This window comes from Streptomyces sp. Inha503 (assembly GCF_047215865.1).
GTDB lineage: Bacteria > Actinomycetota > Actinomycetes > Streptomycetales > Streptomycetaceae > Streptomyces > Streptomyces lycopersici.
The window spans coordinates 8,445,782-8,458,638 of sequence record NZ_CP178360.1 but is presented as its reverse complement, the minus strand read 5'-3'; the positions used below and the strand labels follow the sequence as shown (position 1 = coordinate 8,458,638).

Here is a 12,857-nt window from a genome sequence, read left to right as displayed (position 1 = left end):
TTGTCAGGCGCCGGTGAGCTTGGCGAACTTGTCCTCGAATGCCGTCTCTTCCTTGCTGGAGAGCGAGCGGAAGGAGTGGGACTTGGCGGCCATCTCCTCGTCCGGGAGGATCAGCGGATTGTCCGCCAGCGCCTTGTCGATCTTCGCGAGCTCCTCGCGCACTCCGTCGACCGGGCAGACGTAGTTGATGTACGCGGCGATCTTCGCGGCGACCTTGGGCTCGTAGAAGTAGTCGATGAGCCGTTCGGCGTTCCTCTTGTGGCGCGCCTTGTTGGGGACCAGGAGGTTGTCCGTGGCCGTCATATAGCCGGCGTCGGGGATGGCGAACTCGATCTCGGGGTTGTCCGACTGGAGCTGGATCAGGTCCCCGGCCCAGGCCATACAGGCGGCGATGTCGCCCTTGGTGAGGTCGCCGGTGTAGTCGTTGCCGGTGAAGCGGCGGACCTGGCCCCGGTCGGACGCCTTCTGGAGGCGGGCGATCGCGGCGTCGTAGTCGTCGGCGGTGACCGTCTCGGGGTCCTTGCCCATGTCCAGGAGGGTCAGCCCGACGGTGTCGCGCATCTCGGTCAGCAGCCCGACCCGGCCCTTGAGCTTGGGGTCCTCCAGCAGCTGCGAGACCGAGGTGACCTTACGGCCGCCGGTGGCCTTCTTGTTGTACGCGATGACGGCGGGGATACCGGTCCACGGGTAGGAGTGGGCGCGGCCCGGGTCCCAGTCCGGAGTGCGAAAAGGTTTCGCCAGGTTGGTGTACGCATGGGGCAGTTGGGCGGGGTCCAGCGGCTGTATCCAGCCGAGCCGGATCATCCGGGCGGCCAGCCAGTCGGTGACGCAGATGAGGTCGCGGCCGGTGTCCTGGCCCGCCGCGAGCTGCGGCTTGATCTTGCCGAAGAACTCGACGTTGTCGTTGATGTCCTCGGTGTACTTGACCTTGATGCCGGTACGGCGCTGGAACGCGTCCAGGGTCGGATGGCGGCCGCCCTTGCCGACGTCCATGTACTCGGTCCAGTTGGAGAAGGCGATCCGCTTCTCCTCGGCCGAGTGGTCGTCTGAGGCGTTGTCCGCCTCGGTGCGTCCCGCGGGCGGGATACCGCAGCCGCCGAGCGCCCCGAGCCCGCCGACGGCGATCGCCCCGGCGCCTCCCGCACGCAGCAGGGAGCGGCGGGTGAGCGCCGTACGGCCGTTGGTCATGGAGCGCCGCATCGCGGCGATCTGTGGTGGGGACAGGCTCTCGGGCTCGTGCCGTGCTTCCATAAGCTGTGCCTTTCGAGGGTGTCGGCCGGTGGCGGCCGGCCGAGGCCACACGGAGGTGGCCGCACATTCAGGTCTGTCGGTCCCCGAAGACCGTGCGGTGCCAGTCCTTGCGGACCACCGCGGTGTTGTCGAACATCACATGCTTGACCTGCGTGTACTCCTCGAAGGAGTACGCCGACATGTCCTTGCCGAAGCCGGATGCCCGCACCCCGCCGTGCGGCATCTCGCTGATGATCGGGATGTGGTCGTTGATCCAGACGCAGCCGGCCCGGATCTCGCGGGAGGCGCGGCCCGTACGGTAGACATCGCGGCTCCAGGCGGAGGCGGCGAGACCGTAAGGGGTGTCGTTGGCGAGCGCGATGCCCTCGTCGTCGCCGTCGAAGGGGAGGACGACCAGGACCGGGCCGAAGATCTCGGACTGGACGACCTCGCTGTCCTGGGGCGCCCCGGTGATGAGCGTGGGCCGGTAGTAGGCGCCCTTGGCGAGGTCGCCGCCCGGGGCCTCGCCGCCGGTGACGACGGTGGCGTAGCCGCGGGCCCGGTCCACGAAGCCCGCCACGCGGTCGCGCTGGGCGTGGGAGATCAGCGGGCCGAGGTCGGTGTGCGGATCGAAGGGATCGCCGAGCCTTACGGTCGCCATGAGATCGGCGACGGCGGCGACGAACGCGTCGTACAGCGGGCGCTGCACATAGGCCCGGGTGGCCGCGGTGCAGTCCTGTCCGGTGTTGATCAGCGCGCCCGCGACGGCGCCGTGGGCGGCGGCCTCCAGGTCCGCGTCGTCGAAGACGACGAAGGGCGCCTTGCCGCCGAGTTCGAGATGGATCCGCTTGACGGTGGCCGTGGCGAGCTCCGCGACCCGCTTGCCGACCGCCGTGGATCCGGTGAAGGAGGTCATCGCCACGCCGGGGTGGGAGACCAGGCGCTCGCCCGCCTCACGCCCGGTACCGCTCACCACGTTGACGACGCCGTCAGGGAGGCCCGCCTCCGTGGCCGCCTGGGCGAACATCAGCGAGGTCAGGGGCGTCAGTTCGGCGGGCTTCAGCACGATGGTGTTGCCCGCGGCGATGGCCGGGAGGACCTTCCACGCCGCCATCTGGAGGGGGTAGTTCCAGGGGGCGATGGAGCCGATGACGCCAATGGGTTCGCGGCGGATGTACGAGGTGTGGTCGCCGCTGTACTCACCCGCGGCCTTGCCCTCCAGGTGGCGGGCGGCGCCCGCGAAGAAGGCGGTGTTGTCGATGGAGCCGGGCACATCGAACTCGGTGCTGAGCTTGATGGGCTTGCCGCATTGCAGCGACTCGGCGTGGGCGAGGTCGTCCGCCCGCTCGGTGAGCGCCGCGGCGAAGCGGTGCATCGCGTCGGACCGCTCGCCGGGTGTGGCGCCCGACCACTCGGGGAAGGCGGCCTCGGCGGCGGCCACGGCGGCGTCGACATCGGCCGTATCGGCGAGCCGGTAGCTGAACACCTGCTCGCCGGTGGCCGGGTCGACGACCGCGTGCGTGCCCTCGGAGCCACCCTCGCGCAGACGGCCCGCGATGTACTGGGCACCGTCGGCGAATCGCTCCGTCACGTCGAACCGCTGATCCATCGCGCACTCCTCCGCCGATCCGCCCATGGGGGCACGGCGTAGCTACAACCGGAATTGATGGCCGATCCTGACAGAGGAGCAGCGCTTCAACAAGGGATTCCGTTGTTGCTTTTTGGTTTCGCGACGGATTCAGTGATCAGAGTGGGCTCGGCATCACCGTTTCCGAGCCGGACCCCGGTCCGGACCGACGGATTGAGCAGCCGGTCCGGACGGCCGGTCCGGGCGCCGTCTAGAAGACGGAGTCGATGGCGGCGTCCAGCGCGGCGAGGTAGATCGCCGGGAGCACCATGCCGATGATGCCGCAGACCAGACCTGCGGTGGCCGAACCCCCGTTGTTCGCCTCGCCGCGGCTGACCTTCCCCTTGCCGATGGCGCCGAAGATGATCGCCAGGATGCCGAGGATGACCGCGAAGACCCACAAGAAGTAGGTGATCCCGCAGACCAGACCGACGATGCCGCAGACCAGCGCGGCCGTGCCCATGCCATTGCTCAGCTGCATCGGCATCCCGGCCGCCCCCGGGTAGAGGGGCGGCGCGGCGGGGTAGCCGGCCCCGGGGTACTGCGGCTGCTGCCCGGCCGGGGGCTGCGCCGGCGGCGGGGGCGCGGAGTAGGGATTGGCCTGTGGGTCGTACGGCCCCTGCTGTGGGCCGGGTGTGTTGCTGGACATCGTTCGGTCTCCCCTCCTGGTTAACGTCCGGCAATGTTATGGGCAGGACTCATGCCTGGACAGGCCAATTGCGCAGGTCGGCGGGGCTGTCAGTGGGGGATGCGAGAATCCTGGGCATGAAGACGAACGGGGTGGGGGATTCGGTTTCGGCGGAGGGGAGTCCACCGGTTTCGGCGGACGGGGGCCCTCGGTCGGTCGAGGAGCTGGTCGAGCGGGCGGCGCGCGGTGAGCGCCTGAAGTACGTCTGGTTCTGGGGGCATCGGCCCAGACCGGACGGAAGCGTGGGTTCCGGGTGCTTCAGCCAGTGGTGGCCGTCGCCGTTCACCGTGGCCGGGGTGACCTACGCGACGGCCGAGCACTGGATGATGGCGGGCAAGGCGCGGCTGTTCGGCGACGCGGAGGCCGAGCGCTCGGCGCTCGGGGCCTCCCACCCCAAGCAGGCCAAGGACGCGGGCCGCGCGGTGCGCGGCTTCGACGAGGAGACCTGGCGGCGTCATCGCTTCGGGCTCGTGGTCGAGGGCAGTGTGCACAAGTTCGGCCACCACCCCGAGCTGCGCGACTATCTGCTGGGCACCGGGTCGCGGGTGCTGGTGGAGGCCAGCCCGGTGGACCGGGTGTGGGGCATCGGGCTGGCGGCGGACGACGAGCGGGCGGCGGACCCGGCCCGCTGGCGCGGGCTCAATCTGCTGGGGTTCGCGCTGATGGAGGCGCGTCAGCGGCTGATATCGGCGAGCGGGGGCGGGGGCACCGCTGGGGCCGAGACGGTGGCATAGCCCGGGTCGTCATCGCTGCCCGAGTCGTCGTCCTCGGTGGCTATGTAGACGAAGATCATGACGACGCTCGCCACCACGGCGGCCACGCCGAGGATCACCCCGGCCAGCGCGGAGCCGCCATTGGTCGCCTCGCCGCTAGCCGCCCTGGAGCGGCCGAGCACACCGAAGATGATCGCGAGCACACCGAGGACGATGCCGAGCACGATGCTCGCGAAGAGCACCAGGCCGATGATGCCGAGGACCAGGGCGGCCGTGCCATGGCCGTTGTTCGGCACATACGGCCCGCCCGGCCAGCCCTGACCGTACGCCCCTCCGGGGTAGGCGGCGCCGGGGTAACCGGAGCTGAGGTAACCCGTGCCGGGCTGGGCGGTGCCGGGGTAACCCGTGCCCGGGTAGGCGTAGCCGGGATGGCTCTGGCCCGCCGCCCCACCGTAAGGGGACTGCTCGTACGGCGCCTGCTGCGCGTACGCGGGCTGGGCGTACCCGTTCTGGGTGTATCCGCTCTGGCCGTATCCGTTCGGCTGGGCGTACCCGCTCTGGCCGTACCCGTTCGGCGCGTAGCCCGCGGGGCCGTACGGCCCCGCCGGGTAGGCGCTGGGCGTGCCCGGGCCGGTCGGCGCGGGCGGCGGCGGGGGCACCGCGCCCGGCGGGGGCACCGGGCCCCGTGGCCGCGCGGCGCTCGGCGGGGGCGGCGGAGGGGGCGGGGCCGTCGGGCCCGGCATGGCGGGATGTGAGGTGAGGGTCGGCTGCTCGGCCACCTTGGGCCGGGGAGCGGGGGCTGCCGGGGGCCGGGGCGCGGGTATGCCCTGCTCGCCCACGCCCACCGCGCCGTCCGCCGCCTTGTCCGCCACGTCCGCCATGCCCGCGCCGTCCGCCGCCTTGTCCGGCACGCCCGCGTCACCCGTACCACCCGCGCCACTGTCCGCCGCGCCTGTCTCCCCAGCGGACTTGTCCATCGCGACCCGCCGCGCCGGTGGAGCCCAGGGGTCGCGGTCGAGCGGCTCGGGCTGCCTCGGCAGTCCGGGTCGCCGCTGCTCATCCCGCGGCTCGGACGGATCGTGCTGGTCGGCCATGGAGCTCCCCACAAAGACGTCCGCCCATGCTACGGCCTGTGGCGAGCCCGTCGGCGCCACACAATACGATGACCGGAACCCGCCGTCGGCGGGCGTCTCCCGGAGGTTTTGTTGACCGATCTGACCACCTTCATCGCCGGGCTGCCCAAGGCGGAGCTCCATGTGCACCACGTGGGATCCGCCTCGCCGCGCATCGTGGCCGAGCTGGCCGCCCGCCACCCCGACTCCAAGGTGCCCACCGATCCCGAGGCCCTCGCCGAGTACTTCGTCTTCCAGGACTTCGCGCACTTCATCGAGATCTATCTCTCCGTGGTGGACCTGATCCGCGACGCCGATGACGTCCGGCTGCTGACCTACGAGATCGCCCGCGACATGGCCCGGCAGCACATCCGCTACGCCGAGCTGACCGTCACGCCCTACAGCTCGACCCGGCGCGGCATCCCGGACACCGCCTTCGTCGAGGCGATCGAGGACGCCCGTAAGGCCGCCGAGTCGGATTTCGGCACGGTGCTGCGCTGGTGCTTCGACATCCCCGGCGAGGCCGGTCTCGAGGCCGCCGAGGAGACCACCCGGATCGCCTGTGAGCTGAACCCCGAGGGGCTGGTCGCCTTCGGTCTCGGCGGTCCGGAGATAGGGGTGCCGCGCCCCCAGTTCAAGCCGTACTTCGACCGGGCCATCGCCGCCGGGCTGCGCAGTGTGCCGCACGCGGGCGAGACCACCGGGCCGCAGACGATCTGGGACGCCCTCATCGAGCTGCGGGCGGAGCGCATCGGCCACGGCACCAGCGCCGTCCAGGACCCGAAACTGCTCGCCCATCTCGCGGAGCACCGCATTCCGCTGGAGGTCTGCCCGACCTCCAACATCGCCACCCGCGCCGTCGCCACGCTCGGTGAGCACCCCCTGAAGCAGATGGTCGAGGCCGGGGTGCTGGTCACGATCAACAGCGACGACCCGCCGATGTTCGGCACCGACCTCAACACCGAGTACCAGGTCGCGGCCCAGCTGCTGGATCTGGACGCGGCGGGCGTCGCTGCCCTCGCCAAGAACGCGGTCGAGGCGTCCTTCCTGGACGCCGAGGGCAAGGCGCGGCTCTCGGCGGAGATCGACGCCTATACGGTGGTCGCGGGCCGATGAGACCGGCGGGGCCGGGATGCGTCCCCGTCGGCCACCGCGGCGACCCGTATGTGTGCCGCGAGAACACCATGCCCTCGATCCGCTCCGCGGTGCGCGCGGGCGCGGGCGCGGTCGAGATCGACGTACGGCTGACCCGGGACGGTGTGCCGGTGCTGCTCCACGACGCCACGCTGAAGCGGCTGTGGGGCGAGGACCGGCCGCTGTCCGGGCTGACCGCCGAGGAGGTGCGGCAGCTGACCGGCGGGGGCGTGCCGACCCTGCGCGAGGCCCTCGCCGACGCCGGCTCCACCCGGCTGCTGATCGACCTGCCGGACGCGTCGGCCGCGCCCGCCGCCGTCGCCCAGGTGCGGGAGAGCGGGGCGGCCGACCGGGTGTACTACTGCGGCGCCCTGGCGGCCCTGCACGCCGTGCGCCGCGCTGACCCGTACGCCGAGATCGCGCTGACCTGGACCACGCTGGCCCCACCGCGTCCGGCGCTGCTGGCCGAGCTGCGCCCCCGGTGGCTCAACTACCGCTTCGGGCTGGTCTCCCGGGAACTGGTCGCCCGCCACCACGCCGACGGGCTGCTGGTCTCCGCCTGGACCGCGGACACCCGGCGGTCGATGTCCCGGCTGCTGCGGGCGGGCGTCGACGCGATCACCACCAACCGCGTCGCCGCGCTCGCGGCCCTGGTGCGGATGGCCCCCCTTGGTCATGACAGGTGACCCCGCCATGACCAAGTGACAAGCCCGGCGCGGGAATCGGCCCACGCCGAACCGGAACCACCCGCACGGGAACCACCCGCACGGGGCGGACATCGGCCCGCCCCGCGCGGGAGTCAGCCCCGCATCAGCCCAGCGACGTCATGACGTGCTTGATGCGGGTGTAGTCCTCGAAGCCGTACGCGGACAGATCCTTGCCGTAGCCGGACTTCTTGAAGCCGCCGTGCGGCATCTCGGCGACCAGCGGGATGTGGGTGTTGATCCAGACGCAGCCGAAGTCCAGGGCCTTGGACATCCGCATCGCGCGGGCGTGGTCCTTGGTCCACACCGACGAGGCGAGCGCGTACTCCACGCCGTTGGCGTAGGAGATGGCCTGCTCCTCGTCCGAGAAGGTCTGCACGGTGATGACCGGGCCGAAGACCTCGTTCTGGATGATCTCGTCGTCCTGCTTGAGCCCGGAGACCACGGTGGGCGCGTAGAAGAAGCCCTTGTCGCCGACCCGGTGGCCGCCCGCCTCGACCTTGGCGTGCGCGGGGAGCCGGTCGATGAAGCCGGTGACCTGGGCCAGCTGGTTGGCGTTGTTCAACGGGCCGTACAGCACGTCCTCGTCGTCCGGCGCGCCGGTCTTGGTCTCGGCGGCCGCCTTGGCGAGCGCGCTCACGAACTCGTCGTGGATCGACTCGTGGACCAGCACCCGGGTGGCGGCCGTACAGTCCTGGCCCGCGTTGAAGAAGCCCGCGACCGAGATGTCCTCGACCGCCTTGGGGATGTCGGTGTCCTCGAAGACCACGACCGGGGCCTTGCCGCCGAGCTCCAGGTGCACCCGCTTGATGTCCTTGGACGCGCTCTCGGCGACCTGCTTACCGGCCCGCACCGAGCCGGTGATGGACGCCATGGCGGGCACGGAGTGCTCGACCATCAGCCGGCCGGTCTCGCGGTCGCCGCAGATCACGTTGAAGACGCCCTGCGGATGGCCCAGCTCCGCCAGCACCCCGCCGATGATCTCGGCGAACAGCACGGTGGAGGCGGGCGTGGTGTCCGAGGGCTTGATGACGACCGTATTGCCCGCCGCCAGCGCCGGGGCGAACTTCCATACGGCCATCATCATCGGGTAGTTCCACGGTGCGACCTGGGCGCACACCCCGACCGGCTCGCGCCGGATGATCGAGGTGAGCCCCTCCATGTACTCACCGGCCGAGCGGCCCTCCAGCATCCGGGCCGCGCCCGCGAAGAAGCGGATCTGGTCGATCATCGGCGGGATCTCCTCGTCCCGCGTGAGACCGATCGGCTTGCCGGTGTTCTCCGACTCGGTGGCGATCAGCTCCTCCGCCCGCGCCTCGAAGGCGTCGGCGATCTTGAGCAGGGCCTTCTGCCGCTCTCCGGGCACCAGGTCGCGCCAGGCCGGGAAGGCGGCCTCGGCGGCGGCCATCGCCGCGTCCACGTCCGCGGCGCCCGACAGCGGCGCGGTGGCGTAGGGCTCGCCCGTGGCCGGGTTGACCACCTCCGTGGTCCGCCCGTCCGCGGCGTCCCGGAACTCTCCGTCGATGTAGTTGCGCAGACGACGCAGTTCGGTGGTCACGTGCCACCCCTCCTGTCAGCTGTCCGATGGGTGAGACACCCACAGTAGTCGCCGGTGCTGCGTTTTCAACATACCCGCCACACCAGAACGACGGAATCAGTGTTTTTAAGGTCCCTCAACGACGAAATTCATCGAAGAAGGGTTGCGACACGGGCGAGGCTCGTGCACAGTGAGGGTCGTGGCCACACCTGACAAGAACGGCACGCCGACCCTCGACTCCGTATCCCTGGCGATCATCGAGCAGCTCCAGGAGGACGGTCGCCGGCCGTACGCCGCCATCGGAAAGGCCGTCGGGCTCTCCGAGGCCGCCGTACGGCAGCGTGTGCAGAAGCTGCTCGACCAGGGCGTGATGCAGATCGTCGCCGTCACCGATCCTCTCACCGTGGGGTTCCGGCGGCAGGCGATGGTCGGCATCAACGTCGAGGGCGACCTCGACCCGGTCGCGGACGCGCTGACCGCCATGGACGAGGTCGAGTACGTGGTCGTCACCGCGGGCTCCTTCGATCTCCTGATCGAGATCGTCTGCGAGGACGACGACCATCTCCTCGAAATGATCAACAAGCGGATCCGCACGCTGCCCGGTGTGCGCTCCACCGAGAGCTTCGTCTACCTCAAGCTCCGGAAGCAGACCTATACCTGGGGAACGAGATAGCAATGAGCGCCGACCTCTCCAAGACGGCGTACGACCACCTGTGGATGCACTTCACCCGCATGTCGTCGTACGAGAACTCCCCCGTGCCGACGATCGTGCGCGGTGAGGGCACGTACATCTACGACGACAAGGGCAAGCGGTACATCGACGGCCTGGCCGGCCTGTTCGTGGTCAACGCGGGCCACGGTCGGGTCGAGCTGGCGGAGACGGCCTACAAGCAGGCCCAGGAGCTCGCCTTCTTCCCGGTGTGGAGCTACGCCCACCCCAAGGCCGTCGAGCTCGCCGAGCGCATCGCGGGCTACGCGCCCGGCGACCTGAACAAGGTCTTCTTCACCACCGGCGGCGGCGAGGCCGTCGAGACCGCGTGGAAGCTGGCCAAGCAGTACTTCAAGCTGACCGGCAAGCCCACCAAGCACAAGGTCATATCCCGGGCGGTGGCCTACCACGGCACCCCGCAGGGCGCCCTGTCGATCACCGGTCTGCCGGGGCTCAAGGCCCCCTTCGAACCGCTGGTCCCCGGCGCCCACAAGGTCCCCAACACCAACATCTACCGCGCCCCGATCTTCGGCGACGACCCCGAGGCGTTCGGCCGCTGGGCCGCCGACCAGATCGAGCAGCAGATCCTCTTCGAGGGCGCGGACACCGTGGCCGCGGTCTTCCTGGAGCCGGTGCAGAACGCGGGCGGCTGCTTCCCCCCGCCGCCCGGGTACTTCCAGCGGGTCCGCGAGATCTGCGACCGCCATGACGTGCTGCTCGTCTCGGACGAGGTCATCTGCGCCTTCGGGCGGCTGGGCACGATGTTCGCCTGCGACAAGTTCGGCTACGTCCCGGACATGATCACCTGCGCCAAGGGGATGACCTCCGGCTACTCCCCGATCGGCGCGTGCATCGTCTCCGACCGGCTCGCCGAGCCCTTCTACGAGGGCGACAACACCTTCCTGCACGGCTACACCTTCGGCGGCCATCCGGTCTCGTCCGCCGTGGCCCTGGCCAACTTCGACATCTTCGAGCGCGAAGGCCTCAACCAGCATGTGCTGGACAACGAGACCGCGTTCCGCTCCACGCTGGAGCGGCTGCACGAGCTGCCGATCGTCGGCGATGTCCGGGGGAATGGTTTCTTCTACGGCATCGAGCTGGTGAAGGACAAGGCCACCAAGGAGTCCTTCGACGAGGAGGAGACCGAGCGGATCCTCTACGGCTTCCTCTCCAAGGCGCTGTTCGAGAACGGGCTGTACTGCCGGGCCGACGACCGCGGCGACCCGGTCGTCCAGCTGGCCCCGCCGCTCATCGCCGACCAGGCGGTGTTCGACGAGATCGAGCAGGTGCTGCGGACGGTACTGACGGAGGCGTGGACCAAGCTCTGAGGCCGCCACGGCAGCTCAAGGTCTGGGGTTTCACGCCCGGTTTCGCTCCGGCCCTGGCGTCTCACGCCCGGTCTCACGCCCACTTGAGCGCGAACCACAGCTCCATACGGACGTCCGCGTCGCCCAGGTCCACATCCAGCAGGGCCCCGGCGCGGGCGATCCGCTGACGGACCGTATTGCGGTGGACCTCCAGCGCCACCGCCGTACGGTCCCAGCTGCCGTGCAGCGACAGCCACACCCGCAGCGTCTCCAGCAGCGCCGGTGCGCCCTCGAGCGGCGCGAGCAGGGCCCGGCCGTGCGCCCCCGCCTCGGCCGGGTCCACCAGCGAGCCGACGCCGCCCGCGCGGGCCGGGCCGCCCCGCACCAGCGGCACCCGTTCGGCCACCGCCCGCCGCAGCGCGCGGGCGGCGTCGGCGCTGCCGCGCGTCAGGTCCGCGGCCGGTACCGGCGCCCCGACACCCAGGGTCCAGCCGGGCTGCGCCCGTACCTCGCCCTCGCCCGGGACGAGGGCGCTCAGCGCGTCCCCGTCGAGGTCGACCAGCGGGGTCCCGAGCCCGGCCGCGAGCGCCGCCGTGGCCAGCAGCCCGTCGTCCCGGCCACGGCCACGCCGCCGCCCGTACACCACGGTCCACAGCCCGCCGCCCTCCGGAGGCTCGGGGGAGGTCCCCGACTGCCCGGGCTGTGCTGGCGCGCCCGGCTGCCCCGGCGTGCCGGGCCGTCCCGGCAGCCCCGGCGTGCCTGGCTGCCCCGACATGCCCGGCTGTCCGGGTGTGCCGGGCTGTGTTGGCTGCCCCGACGTGCCCGGCTGTGCTGGCGTCCCCGGCCGTCCCGGCGTACCCGGCTGTGCTGGCTGTCCCGGCGTGCCCGGCCGTCCCGACGTGCCCGGCTGTGCTGGCTGTCCCGGCGTGCCCGGCTGCCCCGACATGCCCGGCTGCCCCGACATGCTCGGCCGTCCCGGCGTCCCTGGCCGTCCCGACGTGCCCGGCTGTGCTGGCGTGCCCGGTGTGCCCGGCCGTCCCGGCGAGGGGCTCAGCAGCGCCGCCACCCGCGCCGGTTCGGCGCCGAGCATCAGCCGTACCAGCGCCGATGTGCGCTCGGCCTCGGCCCCGACCACCCGGCGCGCCGTCAGCAGCGACAGCAGCACCACGGCCATCCCCACGATCGCCCCGTCCGCCCCGTCCCGCCGAGGTGCGCAGACGCCGAGCGCGAGCCGGTCCTCCGGCCCCGCCGGGCCGCCGAGCCCGTACGCGGTCAGCAGCAGCTCCTCACCGTCCGCGCCGGTCGCCCTGCCCGCCGCCGAGGACGGGCCCGAGCGCAGCCGCGCCGCGAGCGCGCCGAGCGCCTTACGGGCCTCGCGCGGCGGCCGCGGCCCGGCGGCCGCCAGCTCCGCGCCGTCCGGGGCGTCCGGACCGGCCGGGCCGTAGAGCACCGTCCAGGCCCCGAGGTGCTGGCCGAGCTGGCGCAGCACGGCCGGTACGGGGTGCGGGCGCGCCGCGGCCGTCGCCAGCGACTGCTGCGCCTCGGTGAGGCTCCGCAGCTCGTGGTGGCGGCGCTCGGCCATCGCGTCCCATACCGCGCTCGCCACGGCCGTGAAGGTCGTCTGCCGGGGCACCTCCACCAGCGGCAGTCCGTGCCGGTCGCATGCCTCCGCCAGCGCACGGGGCACCGTGTCGTGCACCGGCGCGATGCCGAAGCCGAGCGCCGCCGCGCCCGCCTGGAGCGTACGGGCCACATAGCGGTCCCAGTAGGTGCCGGCCCCCGCCGCCTCCGGGCAGTGCACCCCCGCACTGAGCAGCAGCTCTCCGCCCAGCAGATACGGAACGGGGTCCTCCATCTCGCTGGTGTGGACGAAGTAGACCTGCGTGTCCGTCTCGCGCCCGCCCGCGACCTGCCGCAAGCCCAGGGCGGGGTGGCGAAGGAGGGTGGAGAGCGGGACGGGAGCCGTCGGGGGGACGCGGTCGTTCATCACGGCGGGCCTCGCGAGGGGATGGTTCGTACATCCCGGGGATCGGGAGTGGAGGAAACGTACACTTCCCGGACGCTTCGGCGACACCTAGGGTCTCCGTCACTCCCCA

At 71.5% G+C, this 12,857-nt stretch carries 11 protein-coding genes; 5 read left to right on the top strand and 6 right to left on the bottom strand.

The annotated features are described in order from the left end of the window. Nucleotides 1-3: 3 nt before the first annotated feature. The 3 genes from ACJX2R_RS36025 to ACJX2R_RS36015 all read right to left on the bottom strand — a co-directional run bounded on the left by ACJX2R_RS36025 (nucleotide 4) and on the right by ACJX2R_RS36015 (nucleotide 3,506). Nucleotides 4-1,251: a spermidine/putrescine ABC transporter substrate-binding protein gene (locus tag ACJX2R_RS36025; RefSeq protein ID WP_413103495.1), complete on the bottom strand. Its 1,248-nt coding sequence runs from the start codon at nucleotides 1,249-1,251 to the stop codon at nucleotides 4-6. A 67-nt stretch (nucleotides 1,252-1,318) separates the two neighbouring features. Continuing rightward, on the bottom strand, nucleotides 1,319-2,839 hold the full coding sequence (locus ACJX2R_RS36020) for a gamma-aminobutyraldehyde dehydrogenase (protein ID WP_413103494.1): 1,521 nt from the start codon (nucleotides 2,837-2,839) through the stop codon (nucleotides 1,319-1,321). A gap of 229 nt (nucleotides 2,840-3,068) precedes the next feature. Further along, nucleotides 3,069-3,506 (bottom strand): DUF4190 domain-containing protein, encoded by a 438-nt coding sequence (locus tag ACJX2R_RS36015; RefSeq protein ID WP_413103493.1) that lies wholly within the window; start codon nucleotides 3,504-3,506, stop codon nucleotides 3,069-3,071. Nucleotides 3,507-3,622: 116 nt separating this feature from the next. Between ACJX2R_RS36015 and ACJX2R_RS36010 the strand changes: the two genes are divergently transcribed. After that, nucleotides 3,623-4,279, top strand: a complete 657-nt coding sequence (locus ACJX2R_RS36010) for an NADAR family protein (protein WP_413103492.1) — start codon at nucleotides 3,623-3,625, stop codon at nucleotides 4,277-4,279. On the opposite strand, the gene ACJX2R_RS36005 is transcribed toward ACJX2R_RS36010, so the two are convergent. Continuing rightward, entirely contained in the window at nucleotides 4,219-5,352 is a 1,134-nt protein-coding gene (locus tag ACJX2R_RS36005; protein WP_413103491.1) for a hypothetical protein, read from the bottom strand. The two genes, ACJX2R_RS36010 and ACJX2R_RS36005, sit on opposite strands and share 61 nt — an antisense overlap. Before the next feature lie 111 nt (nucleotides 5,353-5,463). On the opposite strand from ACJX2R_RS36005, the gene ACJX2R_RS36000 reads away from it, so the two are divergent. Together ACJX2R_RS36000 and ACJX2R_RS35995 are read left to right on the top strand one after the other, a co-directional pair. Then, nucleotides 5,464-6,486 (top strand): adenosine deaminase, encoded by a 1,023-nt coding sequence (locus ACJX2R_RS36000; protein WP_413103490.1) that lies wholly within the window; start codon nucleotides 5,464-5,466, stop codon nucleotides 6,484-6,486. After that, nucleotides 6,483-7,190 carry a glycerophosphodiester phosphodiesterase gene (locus tag ACJX2R_RS35995; RefSeq protein WP_413103489.1) on the top strand — a complete coding sequence of 236 codons (708 nt, stop codon included), beginning with the start codon at nucleotides 6,483-6,485 and terminating at the stop codon, nucleotides 7,188-7,190. The genes ACJX2R_RS36000 and ACJX2R_RS35995 overlap by 4 nt, the downstream gene beginning before the upstream one ends. 124 nt (nucleotides 7,191-7,314) lie before the next feature. Here the strand turns inward: ACJX2R_RS35995 and ACJX2R_RS35990 are convergent, their stop codons facing one another. Beyond that, nucleotides 7,315-8,766, bottom strand: coding sequence for a gamma-aminobutyraldehyde dehydrogenase (locus tag ACJX2R_RS35990; protein ID WP_262703928.1), 1,452 nt, complete (start codon nucleotides 8,764-8,766; stop codon nucleotides 7,315-7,317). 178 nt (nucleotides 8,767-8,944) lie between these two features. Here ACJX2R_RS35990 and ACJX2R_RS35985 point away from each other — a divergent pair, with 178 nt between their 5' ends. Next, nucleotides 8,945-9,418 (top strand): Lrp/AsnC family transcriptional regulator, encoded by a 474-nt coding sequence (locus ACJX2R_RS35985; RefSeq protein WP_020868121.1) that lies wholly within the window; start codon nucleotides 8,945-8,947, stop codon nucleotides 9,416-9,418. Between the two features lie 2 nt (nucleotides 9,419-9,420). Continuing rightward, nucleotides 9,421-10,782 (top strand): aspartate aminotransferase family protein, encoded by a 1,362-nt coding sequence (locus tag ACJX2R_RS35980; protein ID WP_413103488.1) that lies wholly within the window; start codon nucleotides 9,421-9,423, stop codon nucleotides 10,780-10,782. Between the two features lie 73 nt (nucleotides 10,783-10,855). Here ACJX2R_RS35980 and ACJX2R_RS35975 read toward each other — a convergent pair whose 3' ends face one another. After that, nucleotides 10,856-12,748 (bottom strand): PucR family transcriptional regulator ligand-binding domain-containing protein, encoded by a 1,893-nt coding sequence (locus ACJX2R_RS35975; RefSeq protein WP_413103487.1) that lies wholly within the window; start codon nucleotides 12,746-12,748, stop codon nucleotides 10,856-10,858. Nucleotides 12,749-12,857 lie beyond the last annotated feature (109 nt).